Source organism: Natronosporangium hydrolyticum, assembly GCF_016925615.1.
In the GTDB taxonomy this organism is placed as follows: Bacteria; Actinomycetota; Actinomycetes; order Mycobacteriales; family Micromonosporaceae; genus Natronosporangium; species Natronosporangium hydrolyticum.
In genome coordinates, this window is record NZ_CP070499.1 from 2,573,248 (window position 1) to 2,595,785 (window position 22,538).

General features: G+C 69.0%; 18 protein-coding genes. 15 read left to right on the forward strand and 3 right to left on the reverse strand.

Annotated elements, in window-relative coordinates:
* The first annotated feature begins 22 nt into the window (after positions 1-22).
* From JQS43_RS11375 to JQS43_RS11420, 10 genes are all read left to right on the forward strand, one after another.
* Complete coding sequence (locus JQS43_RS11375) at positions 23-1,594, forward strand: ABC transporter substrate-binding protein (RefSeq protein WP_239679050.1); 1,572 nt, start codon at positions 23-25, stop codon at positions 1,592-1,594.
* Positions 1,591-2,622, forward strand: coding sequence for an ABC transporter permease (locus tag JQS43_RS11380; protein WP_239679051.1), 1,032 nt, complete (start codon positions 1,591-1,593; stop codon positions 2,620-2,622). Before JQS43_RS11375 ends, JQS43_RS11380 begins: the two co-directional genes overlap by 4 nt.
* The gene (locus JQS43_RS11385) at positions 2,619-3,473 is read left to right on the forward strand and encodes an ABC transporter permease (RefSeq protein WP_239679052.1); all 855 of its coding nucleotides are present in this window, start codon (positions 2,619-2,621) and stop codon (positions 3,471-3,473) included. The genes JQS43_RS11380 and JQS43_RS11385 overlap by 4 nt, the downstream gene beginning before the upstream one ends.
* A complete protein-coding gene (locus tag JQS43_RS11390; RefSeq protein WP_239679053.1) occupies positions 3,473-4,393 on the forward strand; it encodes an ABC transporter ATP-binding protein in 921 nt (306 codons plus the stop codon). Before JQS43_RS11385 ends, JQS43_RS11390 begins: the two co-directional genes overlap by 1 nt.
* Positions 4,386-5,093, forward strand: coding sequence for an ABC transporter ATP-binding protein (locus JQS43_RS11395; RefSeq protein ID WP_239679054.1), 708 nt, complete (start codon positions 4,386-4,388; stop codon positions 5,091-5,093). The genes JQS43_RS11390 and JQS43_RS11395 overlap by 8 nt, the downstream gene beginning before the upstream one ends.
* A gap of 148 nt (positions 5,094-5,241) precedes the next feature.
* Entirely contained in the window at positions 5,242-6,669 is a 1,428-nt protein-coding gene (locus JQS43_RS11400) for an ABC transporter substrate-binding protein (RefSeq protein WP_239679055.1), read from the forward strand.
* Between the two features lie 17 nt (positions 6,670-6,686).
* On the forward strand, positions 6,687-6,860 hold the full coding sequence (locus JQS43_RS11405) for a ribbon-helix-helix domain-containing protein (protein WP_239679056.1): 174 nt from the start codon (positions 6,687-6,689) through the stop codon (positions 6,858-6,860).
* Positions 6,857-7,246: a VOC family protein gene (locus tag JQS43_RS11410; RefSeq protein ID WP_239679057.1), complete on the forward strand. Its 390-nt coding sequence runs from the start codon at positions 6,857-6,859 to the stop codon at positions 7,244-7,246. The genes JQS43_RS11405 and JQS43_RS11410 overlap by 4 nt, the downstream gene beginning before the upstream one ends.
* Positions 7,247-7,255: 9 nt before the next feature.
* Complete coding sequence (locus tag JQS43_RS11415) at positions 7,256-8,980, forward strand: ABC transporter ATP-binding protein/permease (protein WP_239679058.1); 1,725 nt, start codon at positions 7,256-7,258, stop codon at positions 8,978-8,980.
* Positions 8,977-10,734, forward strand: a complete 1,758-nt coding sequence (locus JQS43_RS11420) for an ABC transporter ATP-binding protein (protein ID WP_239679059.1) — start codon at positions 8,977-8,979, stop codon at positions 10,732-10,734. Before JQS43_RS11415 ends, JQS43_RS11420 begins: the two co-directional genes overlap by 4 nt.
* A 10-nt stretch (positions 10,735-10,744) precedes the next feature.
* On the opposite strand, the gene JQS43_RS11425 is transcribed toward JQS43_RS11420, so the two are convergent.
* Positions 10,745-11,578, reverse strand: coding sequence for an SDR family NAD(P)-dependent oxidoreductase (locus tag JQS43_RS11425; RefSeq protein WP_239679389.1), 834 nt, complete (start codon positions 11,576-11,578; stop codon positions 10,745-10,747).
* 180 nt (positions 11,579-11,758) lie between these two features.
* On the opposite strand from JQS43_RS11425, the gene JQS43_RS11430 reads away from it, so the two are divergent.
* Both JQS43_RS11430 and JQS43_RS11435 read left to right on the forward strand, forming a co-directional pair.
* Positions 11,759-13,183 carry an MATE family efflux transporter gene (locus JQS43_RS11430; RefSeq protein ID WP_239679060.1) on the forward strand — a complete coding sequence of 475 codons (1,425 nt, stop codon included), beginning with the start codon at positions 11,759-11,761 and terminating at the stop codon, positions 13,181-13,183.
* Between the two features lie 116 nt (positions 13,184-13,299).
* Positions 13,300-13,959, forward strand: a complete 660-nt coding sequence (locus JQS43_RS11435; protein WP_239679061.1) for an acVLRF1 family peptidyl-tRNA hydrolase — start codon at positions 13,300-13,302, stop codon at positions 13,957-13,959.
* Positions 13,960-14,015: 56 nt separating this feature from the next.
* Here the strand turns inward: JQS43_RS11435 and JQS43_RS11440 are convergent, their stop codons facing one another.
* Positions 14,016-15,437 carry an endo-1,4-beta-xylanase gene (locus JQS43_RS11440; RefSeq protein ID WP_239679062.1) on the reverse strand — a complete coding sequence of 474 codons (1,422 nt, stop codon included), beginning with the start codon at positions 15,435-15,437 and terminating at the stop codon, positions 14,016-14,018.
* Positions 15,438-15,564: 127 nt separating this feature from the next.
* Positions 15,565-16,017 carry a pantetheine-phosphate adenylyltransferase gene (coaD, locus tag JQS43_RS11445; RefSeq protein ID WP_239679063.1) on the reverse strand — a complete coding sequence of 151 codons (453 nt, stop codon included), beginning with the start codon at positions 16,015-16,017 and terminating at the stop codon, positions 15,565-15,567.
* A gap of 290 nt (positions 16,018-16,307) precedes the next feature.
* Here coaD and JQS43_RS11450 point away from each other — a divergent pair, with 290 nt between their 5' ends.
* The 3 genes from JQS43_RS11450 to JQS43_RS11460 are packed head-to-tail and all read left to right on the forward strand — an operon-like array spanning position 16,308 to position 22,388.
* A complete protein-coding gene (locus tag JQS43_RS11450; RefSeq protein WP_239679064.1) occupies positions 16,308-17,546 on the forward strand; it encodes a DUF6361 family protein in 1,239 nt (412 codons plus the stop codon).
* On the forward strand, positions 17,533-19,284 hold the full coding sequence (locus JQS43_RS11455) for a phospholipase D family protein (RefSeq protein ID WP_239679065.1): 1,752 nt from the start codon (positions 17,533-17,535) through the stop codon (positions 19,282-19,284). The genes JQS43_RS11450 and JQS43_RS11455 overlap by 14 nt, the downstream gene beginning before the upstream one ends.
* Complete coding sequence (locus tag JQS43_RS11460) at positions 19,281-22,388, forward strand: C-terminal helicase domain-containing protein (RefSeq protein WP_239679066.1); 3,108 nt, start codon at positions 19,281-19,283, stop codon at positions 22,386-22,388. The genes JQS43_RS11455 and JQS43_RS11460 overlap by 4 nt, the downstream gene beginning before the upstream one ends.
* Positions 22,389-22,538: the final 150 nt, after the last annotated feature.

The window sequence follows — 22,538 nt, forward strand, 5'->3', positions numbered from 1 at the left end:
GCGCAAGGTGCAGGAGGTCTCGATGCGCGATGCCAACGGTTCCGGGCCGGACCGGCGACGCCCGGTCGCGGCGATGGTCGCCGCCGTGGTTGCGGCTGTCGCGGTGTTGGTTGCGTGCGCGGAAGCGGGCGAAACCACCCCGGACGAGGAGCGGTTGCGAGTCGCCGTCCCTGAGCTTCGGCCCACCCTGCAACCACGTGGGTTTCTCGGCTACTCGATCGCCAGTTACGGCGTCGCCGAGCAGCTGCTCCGTCCCGAACCGGACGGCACAGCCACGCCCTGGCTGCTGGAGTCGTACACTCGCGACGATCCCACCAGGTGGCGGCTGACGCTGCGGAGCGGCGTCAGCTTCCACAACGGCAACCCGGTTGACGCCGCCGCGGTCGTGGCCGCGCTCACCCGGCAAGCTGAAGGCAGTTACCGGCAGGACGCGATCAGCACCGGTCAGCTGCGGGTGACCGACCAGCTGGAGTTCACCCTTACCACGCCCGAACCGACCGCCACCGTCCCGGAGGACCTGGCCGGAGTCTTCCGTTACTACATTGTGTACGACGTCGCGGCGCTGGACGCGGCCGGTGACAACGAGCAAGAGATCGTCGCGGCTGGGATCTATACCGGCCCGTACCGGCCGATCCGGGCCGACGGCCAGCGGATCGTCGCTGCCCGGTTCGAGGAGTACTGGGGCGAGTCGCCACACTGGTCCGAGCTCGAGATCATACCGATGACCGATCCGCAGTCGCGGGTGGCGGCGGTGCGCAGCGGCGAGGTGGACATCGCACTGACCCCGCCGGCGGCGGTCGCGGCGACCCTGGCGGACGACGCTCGGGTTCGGTACCGCACCGCCGAGACCGCCAACCACGGCGTATTCGCCCAGCTCAACCTGGGCCAGGCGCCATTCGACGACCCAGCGGTGCGCCGCGCGTTCATGCTCGGCGTCGACTACGAGCGGCTGGCCGGTGAGGTCGCTGACGGTCTGGTGTACACCCCCGCCCGCGGGCTCTACCCCAGCGAGTTGCCATTCGCCGAGGCGACGCAGCAGACCGATCCCACCGCCGCGGCGGCGGCGCTCGACGCCGCCGGCTGGCAGCCCGGTCCGGACGGGATCCGAGTCAGGGACGAGACGCCGCTGCGGGTGAACTACCTGTACGAGTCGACCAGATCCGAGCATGAGGACATCGGTGTGGCGCTGCAGGGCCAGCTGCGGCCACTCGGACTCGACGTCGTGCTCACCCAGATCGAGGACGCGTACGACAGCGAGGGCTGGCCACCAGACTGGTCGATCACCGCGGTCTCGTTGACATTGGACGGCAGCGCCCCGGCTGAGGTGATCGGAGGTTGGCTGGGGCGGGACGGGCTGAACTTCGGGGGAGTGCACGACGACCGCCTCGACGAACTGGTGGTGCGGCTGCGGCAGACCGATCCGCCCGACCGGTCGCCGTTGCTGCGGGAGGTCCAGCACCTCGTGGCCGACGAGGCGTACGCGGTCGTGCTGGCGTTTCGCCCCACCGATGCGGTGGTGCGGGCCGAGCTTGACTGGTTCACCCCCGACCCGCAGTACCTGTTCCTCGCCCCTGAACTGCCGGTGGGTGGATGAGCACGGCCGAGGAGGTCGCCCGGTCGGGCGACGCCGAATCCCGCTTCGAGGTGACCGGACCAGGCTGGCGCGGTGCGGCCGGTGTCCGCCTCGGAATCGCGGTACTGCGCAGGTTGGCGCAGGCGTTGCTCACCGCGCTGGCCGCCAGTGTGATCGTGTGGGCGCTGCTGCCGCTGGCTCCGGGTGATCCGGCCCGACGCTACCTGCAGCAGCGGCACGTGTTGGCGCCGACCGAGGAGCAACTCGCCGCCGCCCGGGCCGAGCTCGGACTGGACCGGCCGCTGCCGGTGCAGTATCTGGACTGGCTGTTCGGGGTGCTCCGTGGTGACCTGGGCACCTCCACCCGCACCGGCCTGCCGGTGGTGAGCGTGCTGGCGGAGCGGTTCCCTGCCACGATCACGCTGACCCTGGCGACCGCCCTGCTCGCGATCGCGGTGGCGGTGCCGGCCGCGCTGGCCAGTGCCGCGTTCCCGGGGCGGTGGCCGGACTCGGCTACCCGCTTGTTCGCCACCACGGCCGCGGCGCTTCCGTCGTTCCTGGTGGGGCTGGTGCTGATCGAGATCGTGGTGATCCGGTGGGGAGTGGGCGCGGTGGTCACGGACGGCGGCTGGCGGGGGGTGTGGATGCCGGCTTTGGCGATGGCGTTGTTCCCCGCTGCCCGGTGGTCGCGGCTGCTCCGGGCTGGCCTGCTCGACGCCCTCCACTCCGGATACGCGACGGTCGCCACCGCCCGGGGCAGTAGCCGGCTACGGATCCTGCTCGTCCACGCCTTGCCCAACGCGGCGGTGCCGTTCGTCACTGCGGTTGGCTTGACGTTGGGGCTGTTGCTCGGCGGTGCAGCCACTGTGGAGGCTGTCTTCTCGTGGCCGGGGATCGGGCTGGAGGTGGTCCACGCGGTTACCGCCCGGGACCTGCCAGTGATCCAGGGCTTCGCGCTCGTGAGCACCCTGATCTGGGTCGGCGTCAGTCTCACCACCGATCTGGTGGCGATGTTGCTCGATCCCCGATTGCGGAGGAAGCCCGCATGATGGCGCTTACCGGGACCGGCTGGTGGTCGCGTGGCCTGCCGGAGCGACTGGCGGGGCACCGGACCGCGAAGCTGGGCATGGTGCTCCTGCTCGGGCTCTTCGCCGCCGTCTATCTCGGGCCGCTGGTGTGGCCGTATGATCCGGAAGCGCTGGAGCACGCCGTCGCTCTGCAGGGGCCGAGTTGGTCGCACCCGCTGGGAACCGACCAGTACGGTCGCGACCAGTTGGCAAGGTTGCTCGACGGTGGTCGTCGCTCGCTGGAGGCGACCGCCCTGGTGCTTCTCCTGAGCCTGGCGCTGGGTCTGTTGGTGGGGGTGTGCGCCGGTGTCGCCGGTGGCCTGGTCGACGCGTTGGCGATGCGGGCGGTCGATGTGATCCTGTCGATTCCAGGGATGGTGCTGACGCTCGCCCTGGTCGGTGCGCTCGGCCCGGGCCTCACCAACCTGATGATCGCGTTGGTGGTGACCACTTGGCCGCCGTATGCCCGGCTGGCCCGCGGGGTGGTGATGGGGGGCCGAACCCGCCTGGATGTGGTCAGCGCCCGGCTGGCCGGCGTCGGGTGGCTGCGGGCAGCCACCACTCACCTGCTCCCGGTCGCGACCCTACAGGTGCTGGTCGTCGTAACAATAGATATTGGACACACGATTATCGTGATCGCGGGGATGTCGTTTCTCGGCCTGGGTGTGCAACCCCCCGCCGCGGAGTGGGGAGCGATGCTCGCCAGCTCCCGGCTTCACCTGGCGCAGGCGCCGTGGCTCCTCGCGCCGGCGGTGGCGATCAGCCTGGTGGTGCTGGCGGCGAACCTGGTCGGAGAGGCCCTCGGGGACTCCGCGGACCCCAGGCGGCGGTGATGGGCACATCGGCGCTGGTCGTGACCGACCTGCACGTCACTTATCCCGGCGAGGTCCGCGCCGTGCGGGGGGTGAGCCTGCAGATCGCCGCCGGGGAGACGCTCGCGCTGGTCGGCGAGTCAGGGTGCGGCAAGACTACGGTGCTGCGCACGGTGCTGGGCCTGCTGCCGGCCGGTTCGGCCGTCTCCGGGTCGGTGCTGGTCGCGGGTACGGAGGTGGTCGGTGCCAGCACCGGGACGCTGCGGACGTTGCGAGGGCTCGGCGTGGGCTACGTGCCGCAGGAACCGTTCGCCGCCTTCGATCCCGTCCGGCGGGTCGGCCATCATCTCGCCGAGGCCTGGCGGGTGCACGGTCGTCGGCCGGCCGCCGGTGAGCTGGTGCGCGCGCTGGAGGAGCACGGCATCCCGGAGCCGGCAGACCGATTGCGCCAGTGGCCGCATCAATGGAGCGGTGGCATGCTGCAGCGGGCGACGATCGCGGCCGCTACCGCGCACCGACCGCCGCTGGTGGTCGCCGACGAGCCGACCAGTGCGCTCGATGCCGACCGGGCCGACGCTGTCCTGGCCGACCTGCGTCGCTCCAGCCCTAGCCTGCTGCTGGTCAGCCACGATCTGTCGCTGGTCGCCCGGCACGCCGACCGGATGGCGGTCTGTTACGCCGGTCAGGTGGTGGAGACGGGCGTAGCCGCGGAGGTGCTCGCCGCGCCCCGGCACCCGTACACCCGGGCCCTGGTCGCGGCGGTGCCGCAACCAGGAAGCGGGCGGCTGCCCGAACCCTTGGCCGGGTCGCCGCCGCGGTTGGGGGCTGAGCTGGCCGGCTGCGCGTTCGCGCCGCGCTGCCGGTGGCGGGAGGACGGGTGCGACGACCAAACACCGCCCATGACGGGCGGCCTCGCATGCTGGGTGGTTGGCCGTGGGTGACCCGGTGCTGGAGCTACGGCAGGTCAGCAAGCTGTACCGGACCGGCGGTCACCCGTTTGTCGCGGTGCGGCAGGTCGACCTGGCGGTAGCCGCTGGCGAGATCGTCGGGATCGGCGGCCCGTCCGGGGCGGGCAAGTCCACCCTGCTGCGGATGCTGGCGGCGATCGAGCCACCCGACCGTGGCGAGGTGTGGCTGGCCGGGGAGGCAGCCTGGCGGCGGGTAGGCGGTGGGCTGCGGCGCCGCGTGCCCCGCCCTGGTTACGTCATGGCGGTGTTCCAGGATCCGCCGGGCAGCCTGGACCCGTACTGGCCGGTCTGGCGTAGCGTCACCGAGCCGCTGATCGCGCTCGGCCCGCGGCTGTCCCGCCATGACCGCCGAAACCTGGCTAGGGACTGGCTGGCCCGGGTCGGCCTGGCGCAGGTGGACCCGAGGGCGATGCCAGCGCAACTGTCGGTCGGCCAGTGCCAGCGGGTGGCACTGGCGCGGGCGTTGATCGCCCAACCCGCGGCGATCGTGGCCGACGAGCCCACGAGTGCGTTGGACGTCACCAGCGGTGCGGGGATCATCCGGCTGCTGCGGGAAGCGGCCATGGGCGGCACCGCGATCGTCGTGGTCAGCCACGACCAACGGATGCTCGATGTGTTGGCGGACCGGGTGACTCGGTTGGTGGATGGGAGACTCACCGATCCCCGGAGTTGACTTAAAAACGATTGTCGTTACCATTAACGCTATGGTCGATCGTTGGGGTAAGAGGTCTGTGGCGTTCACTGTGGCCGCTGCTGCCCTCACCGCTGGTTGCGCCAGCGGGCAAACGTCCGAATCAGACTCCGACTCGGAGGTGGTGCGAGTGGCGGTGGCCGAGTCCCGGTGTGCCGTCACCCCACTGGCGATGTCCGGACTGTCCACGGTGAGCTACGGCATGGCGGAGCTGCTCGTGCGCCCGTTGCCCGACGGTGGCATCGAGCCGTGGCTGGCCGAGTCGTTCACGCAGGAGCAGCCGGACACCTGGCGGATTCAGCTGCGCGACGGGGTGCGCTTTCACAACGGGCGGGAGGTCGACGCCGAGGCGGTGGTCGCGGCGATGGAATACGCCTCCGAGCGCAGCTTCGCGGCGGATCCGGTCAGTACCGGCACTGTCGAGGCGACCGGGCCGCAGGAAGTGACCATCGTCACCGGTGAGCCGCTGGCGGTGACCCCGCAGTCGCTGGCCTCCATCTACTCGTACCCGATCTTCGACGTTGCGGCGCTCGAGGCCGCCGGCGAAGACGAGGCCGAGGTCGTGGCGGCCGGTGTCTACACCGGCCCGTTCCGACCGAGCGCCGTGACCGGCCAAACCATCCACGCCGAGCGATTCGAGGACTACTGGGGACCGGCCCCGGCAGTGGCCAACCTGGAGCTGCGGTGCATCACTGATGCCCAGGCCCGGGTCTCGGCCGTGCGTGCGGGCGAGGCAGACATCGCCCTCTCCCCGCCCCCCGATGCCGCGGCGGCGTTGGCAGACGACCCCCGCGCCACCTACGTGGCAGGTTCGGAAGCCGAGGCCACCTTCCTCCAGTTCAACCTGACCCAGCCACCGTTCGACGAGCTGGCGGTGCGGCAGGCGGTTGTGCAGGGCATCGATTATTCGGCCCTGGCCGAAGGGCTCGGGTTGACGGGGCCGCCGGCGGCCGGGCTCTACCCCGCGGGGATGCCGTGGGCGGGCGAGACCCAGGGCACCGATCTCGCGGCGGCGCAGCGGCTGCTGGCCGACGCGGGCTACCAGCCGGGGGAGGATGGCGTGGGGGAGCGGGACGGGGTGCCGCTGCGCATCACCTACCTGTGGTCGGAGGACCCGAGCCACGAGTCGCTCGGCATCCTGCTTCGCGATCAGCTGGCTCCGCTCGGATTCGACGTGCACCTGAGGCAGGTCGAGGCTCACTACGACAATGCCAGCTGGCCCGAGGAGTGGCACGTCAACGCCAATCCGCTCACCATGGACGGGCTCGGCAACGACCCGACCCAGGTGCTGTACACCTGGCTGGGGCAGGGCGGGCTCAACTTCGGCCAGGTCGCCGACGAGCAGCTCGACGATGTGATCGCGCAGGCACGGCTGACTGCTGATCAGGGTGAGCGTGACGACCTGCTCCGCCAGGCGCAAGAGTTGGTGTGGGCGGAGGGTTACGGGGTGGTGGCGGCGTTCTGGCCGGTGGGTGCGGTGGTGAACACCGGTTACGGCGGTTTTCTGCCTGATTCGAAACTGCTCCACATCGGCGCCGACCTTGCGCCAAGTTCGTGAGGTGCTAGCATGCTAGCATGGCCCCGGCGCGTCAACAGTTCAACGTCTACTTGCCACCGGATCTTGTCCGTCAGGTCAAGCATGCCGCCATCGATCACGGCCAGAGTCTCTCCGCGCTGGTGGAGGAGGCGCTGCGGCGCCATCTCGCCCACCTGGAGCAGCCGCCCGGCCCGACGGAGGTGGCCGAGTGACCCCGTTGCCGGTGGTGTATGTCTCGGACATGGAGAAGTCGCTGCGGTTCTACCGCTGCCTCGGGCTGGCCGAGCGGACGCGCAGCCGCAGCAACGCGTGGGTCGAGTTGTCCGGCCCCGACGGCCAGCTCGCCCTGCACCGGGCCGAGGGGATGTCACCGCCGGACCCACCCGCCGAGCCGGCGGAGGCAGTGGCGGCCGGGCGGGTCACGCTGGCGTTCGTCTGTCCCGGGCCGTTGGAGGAATTGGCGCAGCGCCTGGCCTTGGCCGGGTTCGCCACCCGCCGCGGGATCGCGGACGAGGCGTTCGGGAGGTCGCTGGTGGTGGCCGACCCGGACGGGTTGTTGATCCAAGTCAATGAGCACGACGAGGAGCTCTACACCTAAGGGGACACCATGATGGTGCACCGGCGCCTGCTTCGGTTGGCGGGCGACATTCGCGGGGCGCTGGCGGTGAACGTCATCCTCGGGCTGCTGGTCCTGGCCAGCTACGCCGTCCAAGCCGTGCTGGTGGCCTGGATCTTCCTGCTGCTGCTGGAGGGTAACGAGCTGGCGGCGATCCTGCCTCCGTTGACCGGGCTGCTGGCGATGATCGCGCTGCGGTCCGGCCTGCACTACGTCAGTGAGATCGCGGCCCAGCGCACCGCCCACGCGGTGAAGGAACGTATCCGCGGCCGGCTCTACGCGAAACTGCTCCAGTTGGGCCCTGGCTACCTGACCCGGAGCCGTAGCGGTGACGTACGAACCACATTGGTCGACGGGGTGGAGGCGCTGGAGGCCTACTACAGCAGGTACCTTCCGACGGTCGCGGTGGCGCTACTCGGCCCGGCCGGTATCCTGGCGTATCTCGCAACCCGGGATCCACTCTCGGCAGCGGTGATCGCGGTTTCGATCGTGCTGGTCCTGGTGGTGCCGCGGCTGTGGGACCGGATGCTCGCCCGCAGCGGCGAGGTGCACTGGCAGCGCTACGGTCAGCTGAGCTCCGACTATCTTGACGCGATGCAGGGCATGACCACGCTGAAGGCGTTCAACGCGGTCGCCCGGGAGCGGCAGACGCTCGCCGACCGAGCCCGCCGGCTGTACCACGCCACCATGCGTTACCTGGGCGTCTCGCTGTTCGACTCCAGCATCACCGCATTCGGTCTGCTGGCCGGCCCGGCGATCGCGATCGGGTTGGGGGCCATCCGGGTGGCCAACGGAGCCCTGGACCTGTTCACGCTGCTGGTGTTGCTGGTGCTGGCCCGCGAGTGCTTCCGGCCGCTGGGTGACCTCTCCAAATACTGGCACGCCGGCTACACCGGTATCACCTCCTCCAAGCAGATCGAGGCGCTGTTGCAGGAGCCGTTGCTGGTCGAGGACCAGCCCTCGGCAGACGGGTCCGACCTGGAGCCCAGCATCACCTTCGACCGGGTCGACTTCCACTACCCGGAGCGGCCGGAGCCGGTGCTGCGGGAGGTCTCGCTGGAGGTGGCCCCGGGAGAGACGGTGGCTGTGGTGGGGCCCTCCGGCGCGGGAAAGTCGACGCTGGTCTCGCTGCTGTTGCGGTACTTCGACGTCTCCGGCGGCCGGGTCCTGGTCGGCGGGGTCGACGTGCGGCAGCTGCCGTTGGCGCGGCTGCGTGCCATGGTGTCGGTGGTGGCGCAGGATACTTACCTGTTCACTGGCACCATCGCGGAGAACATCCGGCTGGGCCGACCTGAAACCACCGACGAGGAGGTCCGGGCGGCCGCGGCCGCGGCCAACGCCGACGAGTTCATCCGCGAGCTGCCCGATGGTTACCAGACCGAGGTGGGGGAGCGGGGGATGAGCCTCTCCGGCGGCCAGCGGCAGCGCATCGCACTGGCTCGCGCGGTGTTGAAGGACGCGCCGATCCTGGTGCTGGACGAGGCCACCTCCAGCGTGGACAGCGCTAGCGAGGCGGCGATCCAGGAGGCGTTGGGTCGCGTCACCGCTACCCGTACGACGCTCGTCATCGCGCACCGGCTCTCCACGGTCCGGGAGGCCGATCGAATCGTGCTCATCAAGGATGGGGCGATCCAGGAAGCAGGCCGGCATCAGGATCTGCTCGACCTGCGGGGCGACTATGCCCGGCTGGTCTCGGCTCAGGAGGTCATCGGATGAGTACCACCACGACCGCCGAGGACGAGGTCCGTCGGCCAATCCTTACGTTGGTCCCGCAAGCGCTGGCGCACCGCCGGTTGTTCTTGTTGACCGTGCTGTCCGGGCTGCTCGCGCACGGCTTGGGCATCGCCGCGGCGACGCTGGGGGCGTGGCTGGTCGGCCGTGCCTTCATCGGCGAGGCCGAGGGCCTGGTCCGCGGATTCGCGATCATGATGCTGCTGGTGGCCGGGGCCGCGTTGGCGAAGTGGTGGCAGATGTGGGTCGCTCACGACTTCGCCTACCAGTTGCTGGCCGGCCTGCGCGTGCAGGCGTTCGACGGAATGGAACGGCGCGCCCCCGGGTACCTGCTCGGGCGGCGCACCGGTGACGTCGGCGGGGCGGTCATGGCCGACGTGGAAACCATCGAGTGGTTCTACGCCCACACCATCGCCGACTACGTGGTGGCCGGGTTGGCAACGGTGGGCGCGGTCATCGCACTGGCGTTCTTCCATCCCGGGCTGGCGGTGGCGCTGGCCGTGGTGGTGTCGCTGTTGGTGACGATCCCGGTCTGGTTGTCCCGCCGGGCCGACCGGCAGGGGCAGCGGCTGCGCGACGAGCTCGGCGGCCTCTCCGCCGAGGTGGTGGACGGGGTGCAGGGACTACGGGAGTTGGTGAGCTTCGGGCAGGGCGAGACCTATCTGCGGCGGCTTCGCGACCGGACCCGCGCGCTGCAGTCGCACCAGTTGGCGTACGGCCGCCGCGCCGGTATCGAGCAGTCGGCCGCCGACGCGTTGCTCTCCATCGGATTCGCGTCGATCCTGGCCGGGGCGGCCGTGCTCGTGACCGCCGGCCAGCTGTCACTGGCGCTGCTGCCGGTGACGGTGGTACTCGCGGCCACGGCGCTGGCGCCGGTGGCGGAGGTCACGGGCACCGCCCGGAGCCTGGGGCAGATCCGTGCCAGCGCCCGCCGCGTGTTCACGGTGATCCGGCAGCGGGCCCAGGTGGTCGACCGGGTGACCACCCCGCCAGGCGAGCTCACCCCGCGCATCACCTTCGACGATGTGTCCTTCTCGTACACGTCGGACCGGTCGCCCGCGCTGTCCGGTGCCACGTTCGAGATCCGGCCGGGGGAGACGGTGGCGTTGGTGGGGCACTCCGGTGCCGGCAAGTCCACCTGCGCCAACCTGTTGCTGCGGTTCTGGGACGTCGACGGTGGCGCGGTCCGCGTCGGTGGCCGCGACCTACGGGATGTCCCGCAGCACGCCGTGCGGGAGCTGGTCTCGATCGTGCCGCAGGACGTGTACCTCTTCCATCGTTCGGTGCGCGACAACATCCGGCTCGGCCGGCCGGACGCCACCGACGAGGAGGTGGAGGCGGCGGCCAGGCAAGCGCGGGCACACGAATTCATCGCCCGGCTGCCGCAGGGCTACGACACCACCTGTGGCGAGCGGGCGATCCAGCTCTCCGGTGGGCAGCGGCAGCGCCTGGCGATCGCCCGCGCGTTGCTGCGGGACTCGCCGATCCTCATCCTCGACGAAGCCGTGTCCAACCTAGATGCCGAGAACGAGGAGGCGTTGCAGGCGGCGATCCGGACAGTGCGGAAGGGGCGCACCACGTTGCTGATCGCCCACCGGCTGTCGACCATCCGCAGCGCCGACCGGATCGTGGTCCTGGATCGTGGCCGGGTCGTTGAGCAGGGCACGGACGCGGAGCTTCGGCAGGCAGGCGGTGAGTATGCCAGGTTGCTTCACCACCAGTCCTTGACCGCCGCGTGAATCAAACTTCCTACGATGTTGGGTGGTCCTGGGGCCGAGCGGTGCCTGGCGGGCCCTGGGGGGCTGCGGAGATGGTGGCGTTCACGCTAGCCAGCACCGCGTTCATCACCCGACGCGGCACCATCCGTCCGATCGCCACCGCGCGTTTGTTCCGCAGGCCGGGCACGCAGAGTGCCCGGCCCGCGGCGACCGCGACCAACGCCTCCCGGGCGACCCGGTCGGGCTCCTGCACTGCCCGGCGCGAGATCGCCGCGTCCGGGGAAAGGTCGCGCCGGTCCCCACTCCAGGTGAATCCGGGCAGCAATGCGGTCACGTGGACTCCGTGGCGTTTTACATCGATGGCGAGGCTCTGGCTGAACAGGGTCAGGAACGCCTTGCTGCCGCAGTAGCCGGCGCCGTAGGCCGAGGGAGCCTCACCGCCGATCGACGACACATTGATCACTCCACCGTGCCGCCGTTTGATCATGCCGGGCAGTGCGGCGTGGGTGAGCCGCATCGGCGCGATCACGTTGACCTGGATCTGCTGCAGCTCGCCTGCCAGCGGCAGCTCCGCGAATGGCCCGTTGGTGAGCTGGCCAGCGTTGTTGACCAGAAGATCGACCGGGCGGTCGGAATCGGCGAGCCGCTGGATGACCGGGTCGATTGCCGCACTGTCGGCGAGATCGGTCGGCATGACCTCCACCGAGACCTGGTGTAGCTGTTCTAGCTCCTCGGCGAGCTCTGCCAGCCGGTCCCGGCGGCGCGCAACGAGCACCACCTCGGTGCCCGCGGCAGCCAGTGCTCGAGCGAAGCCGGCGCCTATGCCACCGGAGGCGCCAGTCACCAGCGCCCGGTTGAAGGTCATCGTCACCCTAGCCTCCCGTCGCATCTGCTCATGACCCTAGTGATCCAGCCCGGCCGATGACGTCCACAGCTGTGGAATCCGGACCGCCTGCCCCGTGGAACGCTCGCTCGCTCGCTCGCTGGCGGGCGGCGCCCGGGTCCGGCGAAAGCCGATAATGGTTTTCATTGTAAGATGGCCGGCGTGTCTCTGCGATTTCGTCGGCCACAGAGCCAGACCAACCCCGAGCCCGCGGATGGGTCGTCTCCGGTCAGCCCAACGGCGCGGCTGAAACAGAGCTGGCAGATCACCTATCCGCTGATCGTGTCCAGCCTCAGTCCGATCGTGCTGGCGCTGGCCGACACCGTGATCCTCGGGTGGTACTCCACAGCGGCACTGGCCACGGTCAGCCTGGTACTGCCGATCTTCGTACTCGCCATGGCGATGATCCTGCCGTGGGGGACTGCGGTGCAGATCCTGGTGGCCCGGTGGCGGGGAGCCGAGGAGCACCAGCAGATCAACCGGATCCTCGATGTCGGCCTGTGGTTCTGTGCCCTGGTCGGGCTCGGCGCTGCCCTGCTCCTACAGTTGCTCGCCCCGGTGATCGTGAACCTGGTAGCGCAGGGCGAGCCGATGCCGGGCAGCGTCACGGTCCTGCGGGTCCTGTTGATGTGCCTGCCGCTGGCGGCGGTGACCGCGCACTACCGGGGCGTCTTCGGTGGCCTCGGCCAGACCGGGATCGCGATGCGGGTCGCGCTGCTGGTCACCCTGACCAACATTCCCGCCAGCTATCTGTTGGTGTTCGGTCTCGACCTGGGCGCGGTCGGCTCCGCCGTCGGCACCGCGTTGGCGACGGCGCTCGGTGCGATCTATATCGTCTGGTTCGGCCGTCGCCGGCTCGGCCACGAGTATGCCTTCTGGCGAAGGGTAAACCTGCGCCGGCCGAAGGAGATCCTCGCGCCGTTGTCACGAATCGGCTGGCCCGACACCGTCTTCGCGATCACCGCGTACGGCGGCGATGTGCTGCTGGTTGCGATCGTCGCCACCCTCGGGGCGACATCGCTGGCGGGATACCGGCTGATGGTCACCACTGTCACCGTGCTGTGGGTGGTCGTGTTCAGCGCCAGCAGCGGGCTGTCCATTCTGGTGGGCCAGCGGCTCGGCGCCCGTGACCTCACCGGGGCGGACGCCGCCCGTCGAAGCGGCGGGGTGCTCATGGCGGGGATGGCCTCCCTGGTGGTGCTGCCGGCGCTGTTCGCGCCCTCGGCCTACTTCGGGCTGTTCACCCCGGAGGACGCGGTGATCGCGGAGGCGCGGTCGGTGGTGTACGTGCTGGTCGGTCTCGTGCCGGCCATGGTCATCAGCATGATCATGGCCGGAGTGCTCCGGGCCGCCGGGGACACCCGCAGCGTGATGTACGCGGGCGTCGCCGGGCAACTGGCGGTCGGGGTGCCGGTCGCCTGGCTCACCGCGGTGCACCTCGGGCTCGGCCTGCTCGGCGTCTACCTGGGGCTCCTCGCCTCCTGGCTCACCCGCATGGTCGTCACCTACCTGCGCTACCGGCGCCGGCGGTGGGCTGAGCTTCCGGCGGAGCCGGCGGCGCCAGCCGGGAAGGGCGACACCGGATGATTCCCACCCTGCGCTGCTCGCCGCAGCCGTTGTGCTCGGGTGCCGCTGGCCACTGACCGACGCGCCGCCGGTCGGGCTATGGTGAGCTTTCCGAGGTAGCTGGGTGGTGAGGAGACATGGTGAAGGCGCGACCCGCGGCCGGCGGCGGTCGATGGGTGGAAATCTCGCCGGAGCGGTTACGCGGTTGGCTCGACGGCTTCTACGGTCGGCATGACGGCGCTACCGAGGAGGGTCTGCTCCTGACCGGGGTGAGCAACGGCGACACCGCCAGGTTGCACCCGCCCCCCGGCCTGGCCGACGTGGCTCATGTCGACGCACTGCTGAGTGGTCTGACCCGGCCGCCCCGAATCGGTCTGCTGTTGGCGCGCAAGGGCGCCGTCGCCGTCGGGGTCGCCGCCGGTGTCGACCTTGTAAAATCCAAAGTAGAACGCTTTTATGTGCAGGGCCGCACCGCGGCTGGGGGCTGGTCGCAGCAACGGTACGCACGTCGTCGTACCAACCAGACCGCCGCCGCTGCCCAGGACGCCGCCGACATCGCCGCCCGGGTTCTGCTGCCGTACGTTCCCGGGACGCCAACCGAGCCTGCCGATGCGATCGCTGCCTTGGTCTGTGGTGGTGACCGTTCGATGGTCGAGGCGGTGCTCGCCGACCGCCGGCTGCAACCGCTGGTGCCGCTGCGCCACCCGCACCTGTTGGAGGTCCCGGAGCCCCGGCTGGCCGTGCTGCAGGAGGCGGCGGTGACGGCCAGGCGGGTCCGGATCCATCTGTTGCCGTAACGGGGCTGACGGGGGTGACCCGGGTCGGGGTCACCCCGTCAGCTAGCTGGTTGCTCCTATCCGAGGGTCCACTGCTGGTTGGAGCCGCCGCTGCAGCTCCACAGCTGGACCTGGGAGCCGTTGGCGGTCCCGAAGTCCGACACATCCAGGCATAGCCCGTTATGGACGTTGGAGATGCTGCCGTTGGAGTTGAGGTTCCATCGCTGGTTGGCGCCGCCGTGGCAGGTCCAGATGATCGCGGCCGTGCCGTTGGCGGTGCCGTTGCCTTCGGCGTCCAGGCACCGTTCCGAGCCGCCGCTGTAGACGGTCAGCTCCCCGGAAGAGGTGTGGGTCCACTGCTGGTTGGACCCGCCCCAGCAGTCGTAGATCTGCAGCTGGGTGCCGTTCTGGGTGCTCGCGTCGGGGACGTCGAGGCACCGGTTCGACCCGGCACCGCGCAGCTCGCCGCCTCCGCCCGGCCCGGGGCCAGGGCCGCCGCCGCTACCACCGAGAGTCTCGAGGACGGCGTAGTAGGCCGGCTTGGGCTGCAGGTTTTCGTCGTACAGATGGGCCGCCCCGGTGCCCGGGAAGGTGCCGGGGATCCAGGACGCGCCATCGTGCAGGTTCCAGCTAGTGACCCCTCGGCAGGCGGGCACGTTGAGGCAGAACTGGAACACCTGCGCGTACATCTGGGCCTGCTCCTGCAGCTCCTGCTGGCTGGCCGGCATGTTGATCCGGATGTCCAGCTCGGAGATCCAGATCTCCAGGCCGAGGTTGGCGAAGCGTTCCATGTTCGCCTGCATGGTGCTGAGGTCCTCGCCCAGGTAAAGGTGGGTCTGGAAGCCGAAGCAGTCGATCGGCACGCCCTGGTTCAGCAGATCCTGCACCAGGTTGAAGTACGCGTTGCTCTTCGTGTTGATGCTGTGGGTGTTGAAGTCGTTCATGCAGTACGACTTGTTCGGGCCGCCAGCCGCCCTAGCGGTGTGGAACGCGTCAGCGACGAAACCCTGCCCCAGCCCGGTGTTCATCAGGTGCGAGTTGCGGAACTGACCGTTGTCTTCGAGGATCTCGTTGACCACGTCCCACTGCTGCACCGCGTCCAGCTCATTGACGACAGTGGTGATGTGGGTCCGCAGGGTGTTCAGCAGCTGCTGGCCGGACTGGCTCGTCATCCACCCTGGGCTCTGGGAGTGCCAGAGCAGGGTGTGGCCGTAGACGTTCTGGTTGTTCTGCTGGGCGAAGTCGATGATCTGGTGGGCGGTGCCGAATTGGAAGTTGCCCTGTTGAGGCTGTAGGGCATCCGGCTTCATCTGGTTCTCGGCGGTGATCGAGCTGAACTCGCTGGCCACGATGTTCGAGTACGTGCCGTTACTGAACCAGCTGGGGTTGATGGCGACCCCCACCAGCTTGTCGGTGGAGTGCCGGAGGGTGTGATCGGCGTGGGCGGGGGACGCCGAGAACGTCAGTCCAGCTGCGACCAGCACAGCGACAATCGGCACGACGAGCCATCGGGCGACGGGTCGTCGGCGGGCGGAATCCATTAATCGTCCTCCTCATGCGAGAGAGACAGGAAGGGTGGACGTCGATGGAAGCGCTACCGAAATATTCCAAACATATGATGAGTTGTCAACCCCCGGCCCGGCCGGCGCGCAGCGTCCGGATCACGGTGGACGACATCGTGGCCAACTCCGGCTGGGCAGGCACGAACAACGTCGACACTCCCAGCGCCTCATTCATCGCGCCGAGCTCGGATTCCCGCAGTCCATCGGCCGGATTCCGAACCCCGCGGACGATCACTCCGCATCCATGCCGCCGGCAGTAGTCCACGGTCAACCCATGCCAAGCAGCAACCGAGACGTTTCGCCAGTCTGCTGGAAGCATGCCCCGGATCTCCTGCGCCCGCGCTCCCGCGGCCTGGGACGGCTGCTTGCTGTCGTTGACGGCGACCAGGACAGTGACGTGATCGAAGATGCGACGTGACCGGTCGACCACGCTCCAGTGACCCGGCGTGAAGGGATCGAACGTCCCGGGGTAGACCGCTCGGGCCGATCCGAGGTCGCCAGTAGACCCATGAGGCACAGAGTCAGCCTATACCGGTCGGCAGAGCGCTACGCGCCGCCGGAGACGTCCTGCGCCGGCAATGACTGCAATCCGTGGTCGGCTGAACGTCCGGCAGCGGTCATCGATCGGACCATGGGCGCTCGGCGCGGTGGTATCTAGAGTGGAACGGTGCTCACCCTCGGAGTTGGCCCAGCGGCAGCGGACATGCGGGACTCTCATCCCCCCGCCCGCGGAGGGCTGGCTGGTTCTACCTACGGGTTCGCCACGCTGCCTCGTCAGCACGTCGGAAGCGTGAGCGGAAGGTGTCCATGGCTTCAGGGGTGAGCTGGCTGGACAGCTCCCGCGACGACCAGCAACGCATGCGGGAGCTACTCAAACTGTTCAGCGACAAAGAGAGTCGGGACGAGTTGGGAATCGGCCAGGTACGTGATGCGTTCAGCGACCTGCTCTTCCCGGGCACTTCCGTCGTCCAGACCCGGGCACGGTACCTGCTGATCGTGCCCTGGTGCTATCAGGAGGCCCAGCGCCGTGGGCTACGCGGTGACCGCCTCGCCGCGGAGGTCGATCGCAACGAGCGGAAAGTGGTCGATGCCCTGCTGCGCGGTGAGGAGGCTGAGGGCGTGATCGGTCGGCGGGCCGGGGTCGGGGTGCGGACCCTGCCGTCGAGCATCTACGCGGCAGCGCTGCTGCGGTACGGCATCCGCACCAGCGATGACGACACCGCTTCCGGACGTCGGTTGGCGGCCGGCCGCCTTGCTGAGGCGGAGGAACTCACCGAACGATCGAGGGGGACGTGGCATCCGACGCTCCCCACAGCGCCAGCGAGCTTTCCAGCGGAGCTTGCGGGTGGGCTGAAGCTGAGCCCAGGCGAGGCGCGCTGGCTTCGCGAGCGAATACTTGCCTCGGCGCCGGACACCCTCTTGGCGTACCTTCTGGAGGCTGAGCAAGCCCCAGCAGCCGAGAACGAGGAGCCGTGGCGAGAGCCAGCGGCGCTCGCAGCTCCGGCAGCGATCGGCTCGCTCGTGCGGCATGCGGAGCGATTCTCGCTCGCAATCCACGGTGCCTCACTTCTCTACAACCTGCTCATCGCCGAGCGATACGAGCGGGCGGGCCTGACTGAGCATGAGGAGCCGACGATCTGGTATCGCGGCAAGTTGCAGTCGTGGCAAGATCGCTTGTCGGCGGAGGAAAGGCTCAAGGACTGGGACCGGGCGGACATGTGGAATCGGCTGGTCCAGCAGAACCCCCGAATAGCTGCGAAGGCCCCCGCGCGCCGGTTTATCGACCGCTGGCTGGACGCGGTGACCAGCGGAAGGGTCGGCGAGGCCGCCGCAGACCCGAACCTGCGAAGCCTTGTGGCCGAGCGGGAGAAGTCGGTGAAGAAGGGCCAGTCGCGGCTGGTCAACGACAAGCTGTTGCGCACCTGGAATGGCGCGTCAGGCAGTCGTCCCTTGGTGTTCCGCTGGCCGCAGGTTCGCCGGATCCTCACCGACATCCATGACGGCTGCACCGCCGAGCTGCCGGAGGCTACCGGTGCTCGCGCCTGATTCCCGCGCGTTGCTGCTGAATGCGCTCCGCCCGCCGGCGGGCGCGCGGATGTCCCGGGCGGTGGCGTTGACCTTTACCCTGGACCTGGAGAGCCTGTTGGTCGCCCCACTAGCGTTCGCCGCGCAAGGCCTACATGAGGCGACGGACCCGGTCGCGGTGATGGAGGGGGTACGGCACTGTGCCGACCGAATCGACGTGTTCTGCCAGGCGGGTCAGATCGTGGTGCCACCGGGACGGTCCACCCTCTTGGCGTTCGTCGAGCCGATGGTGCACCAGGTGCGCCGGCCCAGGCCGGGACACCTGTTCCATCCGAAGCTGTGGGCGTTGCGCTTCTACGACGACGCGACCGGGGAGACGTCCCTGCGGCTGCTCGTCCTCAGCCGAAACCTGACCAAAGACCGCAGTTGGGACGTCTGCCTGCGGCTGGACGGCGCCATTGGTACGCAGCCGCTGGCAGACAACCAGCCCTTGTCCGACCTGATCCGGCACGGAATGCGGCTGGCGGTGGCACCGCTGCCTCGGGCCCGGCGGGCCGCGGTCGAGGCTCTCGGTGAGGACCTGCACCGGGCCGTGTGGCAGCGTCCGGATGGCGCCCGGGAGATGTCTTTCTACGCGCTGGGCGTCCCCGACGCCTCAACTCCTGACTTCGATGGCCGGCGCCACCTGATCATCTCGCCGTTCTGTACTCCCGGAGGCCTGGACCGGTGTGCGCCGAGCGGCCAACCGGCACTGGTCAGCCGGCAGGAAGCGCTCGACTGCCTGCCAGCGGAGAGCCTGGTCGGATCTGAGGCGTTGGTGGTCAGCACCCTCGCGGGCCTGCCAGCGGAGGGGTCGCCGTCCAGTCAGGAGGTCCTCGGCGGCTTACACGCGAAGGTGTATGTGGTGGAGCAGGGCCGGCAGGCGCGGGTCCTGCTCGGGTCGGCCAACGCGACAGATGCCGCGTTCGGTGGCAACGTCGAGTTGTTGGTGGAGCTGGTCGGTGGCCGCGCTCAGTGGGGCATAGACGCCCTCATCGGCCCGGGCGCAGGGTTCCGGGAGATCCTCGAACCCTACGAGCGCCACGAAGCCGCCGAGGAGGAGCCTGACGCAGCTACTCTGCGTGACCTGGTCCGCGACATCGCCGCCATTCCGTTGTGGGCAACTGTCACCCACGAGGCCCAGGGCTACCGCATCCGGCTGGCCTCCGAGCAGCCGCTGCCCGGCGGGCCAGGTGTGAGGATCACCGCGCAGCTGCACACGCGGCGAGGCGAGGTGGTTCAGCTTTCTCCGGGAGAGCCGGTGGACGCGGCGTTCGGTGGGCTTACGTTGGTCGAGGTCACCCCATTCGTCGTCGTCATAGCGCAGGAGGGCGCCGGTCGGGAACAGACCGTCGTCCTCGCTACCCTGATCGGCGATCCCGGCTACCGGCTCGACCATGTCATCGCGCAGCAGATCGACACGCCGGAGAAGTTCCTGCAGTTCCTGCTGCTCATGCTCGGGCTCGGCGCCGACCCTGTCGCAGGCGTCGCCGGTGATGCCGGCGGAGACGGCGGCTGGCGTAGCAGCGAGACCGGAATTCTCGAACTGCTGCTCGACGCGCTGGTCGATCGGCCCGCGCAGCTCGACGACCTGGCTAGGCTGGTCGCCCGCATCAAGGCCAGCGGCGACAGCGAACGCCTGTTGCCGCCCGGTTTCAGCGACCTGTGGCGGCTCATCACCCAGGCGCGTGACTCGATGACCGAGCCGGTGAAATCGTGACGCGGTACGATGCTGGCCCGATCATGGCCGGCTTGAAAGGCTTTCAGCGCGCCACCGTCGCGCACATCGTCGACCGGTACTTTGGCGCCGAGCCGACCCGCCGGTTCCTGGTCGCTGACGAGACCGGGCTCGGCAAGAGTGTCGTCGCCCGAGGCGTTATCGCGCAAACCCTGCAGCGACTGCAGGACGACGACAGCCTGGAGCGGGTGGACGTCATCTACGTCTGCTCCAATCAGGATGTCGCGCGGCAGAATCTGAGCCGCCTACGGGTCACCCCCGATGAGACAGTGACCCTGTCGAGCCGGCTGACCATGCTCGCCAAGCACGCAGACCAGCTCAACGCCGCGTCCGCCACCGCAGGCAAGCCGATGAACCTGGTCGCATTCACGCCGGGTACCAGCTTTGACCAGGGCTGGCGGACAGGTACCGCCGAGGAGCGGGCGCTGCTCTTCTTGATCCTCAGGCAAGCCAACATGTGGGATGGCCGGCGAAGCCGGCTGGCGTTGCGGGCGCTGCAAGCAGGCGTCGCGACCCCCGAGAGCTTCGAAGGACACTGCACCCGGCTCTGGGCGAACTTGGGCGAAACACTCGACCCCACGATTACCGACGGGTTTCTGCGCATCGCCCACCAGCGGGGCCTACTCGAGAGCTTCGACGCGCTGCTCGACGAGCTCAGCGAGCTCGTCGTCCCGGCAGGGCCGCTACGGGAGCAAACCCGCAAGATCACCGGCGATCTACGAACGGCGCTGGCCACCGCCGGGGTCGAGGTACTCAAACCCGACCTGATCATCCTGGACGAGTTCCAACGGTTCCGGGAGCTGCTCGACCCGAACGGCGGCGAGGGCGCTGAACTGGCCCAACACCTGTTCGACTACCGGGACGCCCGGGTCCTGTTACTCTCGGCCACTCCGTACAAGTCGTTCACCTTCGCTGAGGAGGCTGCCGGCGGCGATGACCACTACGCCGACCTCTGGCAGGTGCTGCGGTTCCTCAGCGATGACGAGTCCTGGCACGCCGATGTGACGAAGGCGTTCCAGGCGTACCGGGACGCCCTGGTACGCGGGGAGCCCTGCGGAGATCTACGCGACTGGCTGCGGGGTCTGTTGCTGCGGGTGATGTGCCGTACCGAACGGCCTACCTTGGGCCAGGACGGGATGCTGCGCGAGCACATCCGGCCTACCGATGACTTGACCGCCGATGACGTGCGCGGCTATGCGGCGATCCGCCAGATCGCGGCGGTGGTCGGGGCCCCGATGACCGTCGAGTACTGGAAGTCCGCCCCGTACTTCCTGAACTTCCTCGACGGCTACCAGCTCGGTGACAAGGTCCGTGCGGCACTCGACGGACAGCCGCACCCCGAGCTACCCCCGCTGTTGGCCTCCGCGCAGCTGCTCGATGCCGAGGCGATCAGCCACCGCGAACCAGTCGACCTCGGCAACAGCCGGCTGCGGCAGCTCGCCGCCGACACCGTTGGCCGGGGATGGTGGCGGCTGCTGTGGCTACCACCATCGCTGCTGTACTACGCGCTGGAGGAGCCGTTTGCCACCGCGGCGCGCGAGGGCATCACCAAGCGACTGCTGTTCTCGTCCTGGAACGCCACCCCTACGGCGGTGGCAGGACTGCTCAGCTACGAGACCGAACGCCGGATGTTCCGGACCAGGGAGGGACATCGGCACCTCGACTACCGGATGGAGCACGGCCGCCCCGCGGCGATGAGCACCCTCGCGCTCTTCTGGCCACATCCCGGCTTGGCCGCCCTGTGCGACCCGCTGGTGTTGGCGCAGCGGCGTCCCGACGAGATCGCGTCGCTCGATGTCCTGGAACGGGAAGTTCAGGAACGTCTCCGCGGTTACGCATCCGTCGAGTCCGAGCCGACTAGGCCGGGCCCCGCTGAGCCGTGGGAGCTGGTCTTTCGGTGGCCAGGCGCCGACCCCGACGTTGCGGACGCCGCAGCCCTCCTGGGTACCTCCGCCGGCGATGACGAGACGGCCACCGGCCTGGACCGGCACGTGGCCCGAGCCCGGCAGATTGCCGACCAGCCAAGCTACCCGACAGTGGGCCAGCGGGACGAAACGATCGGCGCTATCGCGGCGATCGGTCTCCACGGTCCCGGCAACATCGCCTGGCGTGCGCTGGCACGCCTTGTCGATTCGCACAGTACGGTGACCCCAGCGGGTCACTGGCGCGCTGCCGCGTCCCTCGCCAACGGGTTGCGCTCGCTCTTCAACCGGCCCGAATCCACTCAGCTACTCGAAAACCTGCACCCGCACCAGGCCTACTGGCGGGCGATACTCCGGTACTGCGCGGTCGGCGGCCTGCAGGCGGTCCTCGACGAACACCTGCACACCTTGCGCAGCGCCACCGTCGACACGCCTTTGGACGATAGCGAACTCGGCAGGCTCGCCGAAGAAGCACGGGCAGCGATCGCCAGCCGACCATCAACGTACGAGGCGTTCGACCCGCACAACCCCGGTCAGCCAATCAAATTGCCCGGCCGGTTCGCGCTGCGCTATGGCGGCCGAGGGGAGGAGCAGTCCCAGGTCGACCGTAAAATGGCCGTCCGCAGGGCTTTCAACAGTCCGTTCTGGCCGTTCGTCGTAGCCACCACCAGCGCCGGCCAGGAAGGTATCGACTTCCATCTGTGGTGCTCGGCGGTTGTGCACTGGAATACACCCACGAACCCGGTCGACTTCGAGCAACGTGAGGGGCGGGTACACCGCTACGGCGGGCATGCCGTACGCCGTAACCTCGCAACCACACACCGCGCTGACGCGCTTCGCGTCACCGGGCCGGACGTGTGGAAGGCGCTCTACGACGCCGCCAGCGCTATGTCCGGAGCGTGGGATGACCTGGCGCCGTACTGGGTGTTTTCCGGGCCGGCGAAGATCGAACGACACGTCATGCCGTACCCGTTGAGCCGGGACCATGCGAAGCTCGAACGGTTGAAGGCGAACCTTGCGAGGTATCGGTTGGCCTTCGGGCAACCTCGTCAGGAGGACCTGCTCGCCCTCCTACGACGTCGAGCAGCTAGCGCCGACTCCCGCGATGTCCTGGACCTTCGGCCCCCTGAGACCGCCCGATCTGAATACATTGACGTGCCCTAAGGGGCGGCGTACGGTCAGGTGGGAGCCATACCATCTCCGTGAGGTGACACGGGGGTGTCGACCGCGGGCGAGTAATGCGTGTCACGGGCCCGCCGTTCATCACCCATGGATCGAAATCTTCTGACTCGCTGTGCGTCGTCGCAGGCACGC

What these genes read in the sequence shown, in the direction of transcription:
- JQS43_RS11390 (WP_239679053.1), top strand. Translation starts at nt 3,473, where the DNA reads ATGGGCACATCGGCGCTGGTCGTGACCGACCTGCACGTCACTTATCCC.
- JQS43_RS11425 (WP_239679389.1), bottom strand. Translation starts at nt 11,578, where the DNA reads ATGACCTTCAACCGGGCGCTGGTGACTGGCGCCTCCGGTGGCATAGGC.
- JQS43_RS11380 (WP_239679051.1), top strand. Translation starts at nt 1,591, where the DNA reads ATGAGCACGGCCGAGGAGGTCGCCCGGTCGGGCGACGCCGAATCCCGC.
- JQS43_RS11375 (WP_239679050.1), top strand. Translation starts at nt 23, where the DNA reads ATGCGCGATGCCAACGGTTCCGGGCCGGACCGGCGACGCCCGGTCGCG.
- JQS43_RS11420 (WP_239679059.1), top strand. Translation starts at nt 8,977, where the DNA reads ATGAGTACCACCACGACCGCCGAGGACGAGGTCCGTCGGCCAATCCTT.
- JQS43_RS11405 (WP_239679056.1), top strand. Translation starts at nt 6,687, where the DNA reads ATGGCCCCGGCGCGTCAACAGTTCAACGTCTACTTGCCACCGGATCTT.
- JQS43_RS11435 (WP_239679061.1), top strand. Translation starts at nt 13,300, where the DNA reads ATGGTGAAGGCGCGACCCGCGGCCGGCGGCGGTCGATGGGTGGAAATC.
- JQS43_RS11415 (WP_239679058.1), top strand. Translation starts at nt 7,256, where the DNA reads ATGATGGTGCACCGGCGCCTGCTTCGGTTGGCGGGCGACATTCGCGGG.
- JQS43_RS11450 (WP_239679064.1), top strand. Translation starts at nt 16,308, where the DNA reads ATGGCTTCAGGGGTGAGCTGGCTGGACAGCTCCCGCGACGACCAGCAA.
- JQS43_RS11385 (WP_239679052.1), top strand. Translation starts at nt 2,619, where the DNA reads ATGATGGCGCTTACCGGGACCGGCTGGTGGTCGCGTGGCCTGCCGGAG.